Raw genomic sequence first — 4,002 nt, 5'->3', positions numbered from 1 at the left:
TTTTTGTCCATGCGCCGACAAAACCAATTACTGCCCCAACAATAATGATTAAAGCAACTACTGCGATAATTCCATTTTCAGTTAAGAAAAAACCGGTAGGTTGGCCAAGGTATCCGTCTAAATATAAAATTGCAATCAGTGTTGATGCAAGTGCGCCCATTAGTGTTCCTGTTTTAATGTTTCCTTGCCCATATCCAGCATATAAAAGTCCTATTGCTGAAAATGGATATAACCAATCATTGTATTGATATCCCAGCAATATAAATCCTGCAGCTATTGCTGCTCCAAATACCAATGCTTTAAAATCCAATCCCAAATCATATCTCATAATATATCTCCATAAACATTAATTTTTATTTTTTTGAAGCTATTGCGCCCCCAATTGCTCCGGTTATTCCCATTACAATTGCGTAATATATTAATTTTTCAATAATTACGACTAAACTTGAAAGTCCTGAAATTGTAAATCCTGTCAGACCTCCAAATAATCCAAATAGGCTTCCACCAAATGTGGCAAGTAAAATGAATAGAATTGCTGAGATTATGGTGCCTAATGCTCCTGCAACAGCTGCATTCCACAGCCCTCCAAAAGCACCATCACTGGCAATAAATCCTGTGACAAATCCTACAATTAATAAACCAAAAAATTCGACACTTGCGAAATATGATTGAACAATCACTGCTAAAATAAAACCAATTATTACAGCTTTCCATTTGGTCATAATCATCACCTATTAATCATTATTGAATATGGTTAATAAAAGTATTTATTTTTTTTACTTAATAAATGTCTTTTAATTTATCTTTTATCTGGTCTAAAATTGCCATATGCATCCGTTTTGTAAATTCTGCTTTATCATTTTGATTTAACACATCCAAATATCCTTGAGAAATTAAATTAAATGCAAAAGGACTTGGAATTACAGTATTAATAGTTTTAATTTCCATTTCTTCTGATGCAACCCATTCAATTATTTTCATTGCATTTTTGATGTCCATATAATCTTCAAGAGCCTCTCTTCTGGCCTCTTTTAGAATGGAAAAATTATCGTCCATTTCCTGCACAAATTTTAAAAGAATTTTTCCACGGACTTGTTGACGACCAACAGATTTGGATTCTCCTTTATATCTTCTTAGGGTCATTAAAGATCTTCCCGCACAATGCCTGAATCTTGAAGCTAGAGTTTCTGTCTTATTTAGTGATTGTGTTAAGACATTTTCAAAGTTTTCGGGAGTTAATTCTCTAAATGATTCTAATCCTCCAATTTTGCCGTCGGAGCTTAAATAAAATCCATTGTCTGAAATAGATATTGTTACATTAATGTTATATCGTTTAGCAACAACATATGCAACTGCACGTGAAAGTGCATCATTAACTTTTCTTCCAAATAATGAGTGGAATATCACAAATCTTCTGCCTCCAAAGCCTTTGTAATATTCGATTAATAATTTTTGATTGCTTGGAATTTGAGCATATTTGAACTGTTCCACAAAGTATTCATAAATTGAATTCGCTGCAAAATTATCAACATACAAGTATTCATGAATAAATTCCATAATTTCTTCTTTGCTTCGCCCATATCTAAATTTAACATCCATATGTGCTCTGAATCTCTGAATGTCCATTGCCAAATCAAAGGATAATGGGAGTTGCTGTGAAAACCAGGAAGGTATTGTGGGAAGTCCGCTTGCAGGACTTACATTGATTGTCATTCCTTTACCATAGTTGAATCTATAAGTATTTCCACCCAAAACAAAAGTATCTCCTTTTTTAAGCCTTTCTAAAAATTCTTCTTCAATTTTTCCAACAGTCTCTCCATTACATTTGACCAGCACTCCTGATGAATCGGGTATTGTTCCAATATTTGTTGAATAAAGCATTCTGGCTAGTTTTCCACGTTTTCCAAACATATTATTTTCATAATCAATCCAGATTTTTGCATAAACATATCTCTCTTCAAGTTCCGGATATTCTCCAGCCATATAACTCAAAACATCTTCATAGTCATCTCGACTTAGGTCCTTATAGCAATAGCTTTTCTTTATCACGTCATACGCATAATCTATATCCCATGGATTTTCAATACTCATCCCGTAAATGTGTTGGGCAAGCACATCTAAACAATTAGTTGGTATGCTGATCCTATCAATTTTTCCTTCTTTGGCATTTTTGAGCAATACTGAACATTCAACCAGGTCATCACGGTCGGTTACAATGATTTTTCCACGCGATTTTTCATGTAATCTGTGACCGCTTCTTCCGATTCTCTGGAGCGCTCTGGCAACAGATTTCGGAGAGTTGATTAAAATGACTAAGTCGATATACCCGATATCAATTCCAAGTTCGAGGGATGTTGATGAAACAACAGCTTTTAATTTTCCTTCTTTCAGCATATTTTCGGTTTCTAGACGAACTTCCTTTGACAGCGAAGAATGATGAGCCATTATATTTTTGCTATTATAATGCATAGGATACATTTTCTTCAGATTGTAAACAAAACGTTCTGTACCACTTCGGGTATTTGTAAAGATTAATGTTGTTTTATTTTCCCAAATCAAATCATCAATCAAATCATACATTCCAAGTCTTGTGTCTTCATCATCTGCAAGGACAATATCACTTACAGGACACATTACTTCCATGTCCAATTCTTTCAAATAATTTATATTGACTATTTTGCAGTTTCTTCCAACTCCATATTCATATCCGACAAGAAATTTTGCAACTTCTTCTATTGGACTAACAGTTGCAGATAAGCCTATTCTTGTAAATGGGCCAATTAAATGCTGCAATCGCTCAAGTGATAAACTTAAATGAACTCCTCTTTTATTTTCGGCAAGGGAGTGTATTTCGTCAATAATGACATACTTGACTCCACTTAACTTTTCTCTGAATTTTGGTGCAACAAGCAAAATGGATAATGTTTCGGGAGTTGTAATTAGGATGTGCGGTGGTTTTTTAAGCATTTTTTGCCTTTGATACTGTGTTGTGTCTCCAGTTCTCACAGCTTTTCTTATTCCCAAATCTTTTCCAGCAATCTCTTCAATTCCTTTAAGAGGTTCATCTAAATTTTTCTCAATGTCATTGTCCAATGCTTTTAGTGGTGAGATGTATATGCAGTAAACCTTATCTTCTAATTGGTTTTTTTCCGCCAATGTTGTCAATTCACTTATGATTGATAAAAATGCGGTTAATGTTTTTCCGGAACCTGTTGGTGATGAGATTAGGATGCTGTTTTTTTTATGTATATCCACAATTGATTTTTTTTGAGCAGGTGTAAAATCATCAAACTTTAAATCAAACCATTCTTTGACCCAGGGGTGTAATATTTTATAGATTTGTTTTTTAGAATAGCTTTTTGTCTGCTCTTCAATCATTTAATCACATTTCTTTTTGTTTAATTTTTTAATTTATTTTATTATTTATTTATTTTTAAGCTTATTAATCTTTAAGTACATATTTGTTTATAATTATGAGTATTTTTTATATTTTATAGAATATATCATGATTTTTTTTGAAATTTTTCTGTAAAATCATATAATAATAGTTAAATAGTTTATTTTGATAATATTTAATTGTAGGCGTATGCCTAAGGTGGTATAAAATATGAAAAACTATTTCGATATTAAAGACAAAGTAGCACTTATTACCGGTGCTTCATCAGGTCTTGGTTGGCAAATTGCTCAAGCATATGCAAGCCAAGGTGCAAAATTAGCATTATTCGCTAGAAGAGAAGAAAGACTTCAAGAAAACGTCGCTGAAATCGAAAAAGAATTCGGAACCGATGTGATGTACGCAGTATGTGATGTCGGAGACTATGATAGTATCACTGCAGCTGTTGCAAAAGTCATGGATGCATACGGTAGAATTGATATTTTAGTTAACGCAGCAGGTATGGGAAACAACAAAATGGTTACTGACCAATCCAACGAAGAATGGGAAAGACACATCCACATTGACTTAAGTGGTGTATACTACATGTGTAAAGCTGTTGGAGAAAT

General features: G+C 33.3%; 4 protein-coding genes. 1 reads left to right on the top strand and 3 read right to left on the bottom strand.

From position 1 onward, the window contains the following. The 3 genes from Q4Q55_RS09885 to Q4Q55_RS09875 form a co-directional block, all read right to left on the bottom strand. Positions 1-328 (bottom strand): hypothetical protein (locus tag Q4Q55_RS09885; protein ID WP_303372639.1); only part of this gene is annotated, 328 nt, incomplete at its 3' end. Between the two features lie 25 nt (positions 329-353). After that, positions 354-722, bottom strand: a complete 369-nt coding sequence (locus Q4Q55_RS09880) for a DUF5518 domain-containing protein (protein WP_303372638.1) — start codon at positions 720-722, stop codon at positions 354-356. Positions 723-780: 58 nt separating this feature from the next. Continuing rightward, positions 781-3,378: an ATP-dependent helicase gene (locus Q4Q55_RS09875; protein WP_303372637.1), complete on the bottom strand. Its 2,598-nt coding sequence runs from the start codon at positions 3,376-3,378 to the stop codon at positions 781-783. A gap of 229 nt (positions 3,379-3,607) precedes the next feature. Between Q4Q55_RS09875 and Q4Q55_RS09870 the strand changes: the two genes are divergently transcribed. Next, positions 3,608-4,002: SDR family NAD(P)-dependent oxidoreductase (locus Q4Q55_RS09870; protein ID WP_303372636.1), on the top strand; the 395-nt coding region annotated here is incomplete at its 3' end.

The sequence above is a fragment of the Methanobrevibacter sp. genome (assembly GCF_030539555.1).
Lineage (GTDB): Archaea > Methanobacteriota > Methanobacteria > Methanobacteriales > Methanobacteriaceae > Methanocatella.
The sequence above is the reverse complement of the archived record's forward strand: the minus strand, read 5'-3'. Positions and strand labels throughout refer to the sequence as shown.

What these genes read in the sequence shown, in the direction of transcription:
- Q4Q55_RS09880 (WP_303372638.1), bottom strand. Translation starts at nt 722, where the DNA reads ATGACCAAATGGAAAGCTGTAATAATTGGTTTTATTTTAGCAGTGATT.
- Q4Q55_RS09875 (WP_303372637.1), bottom strand. Translation starts at nt 3,378, where the DNA reads ATGATTGAAGAGCAGACAAAAAGCTATTCTAAAAAACAAATCTATAAA.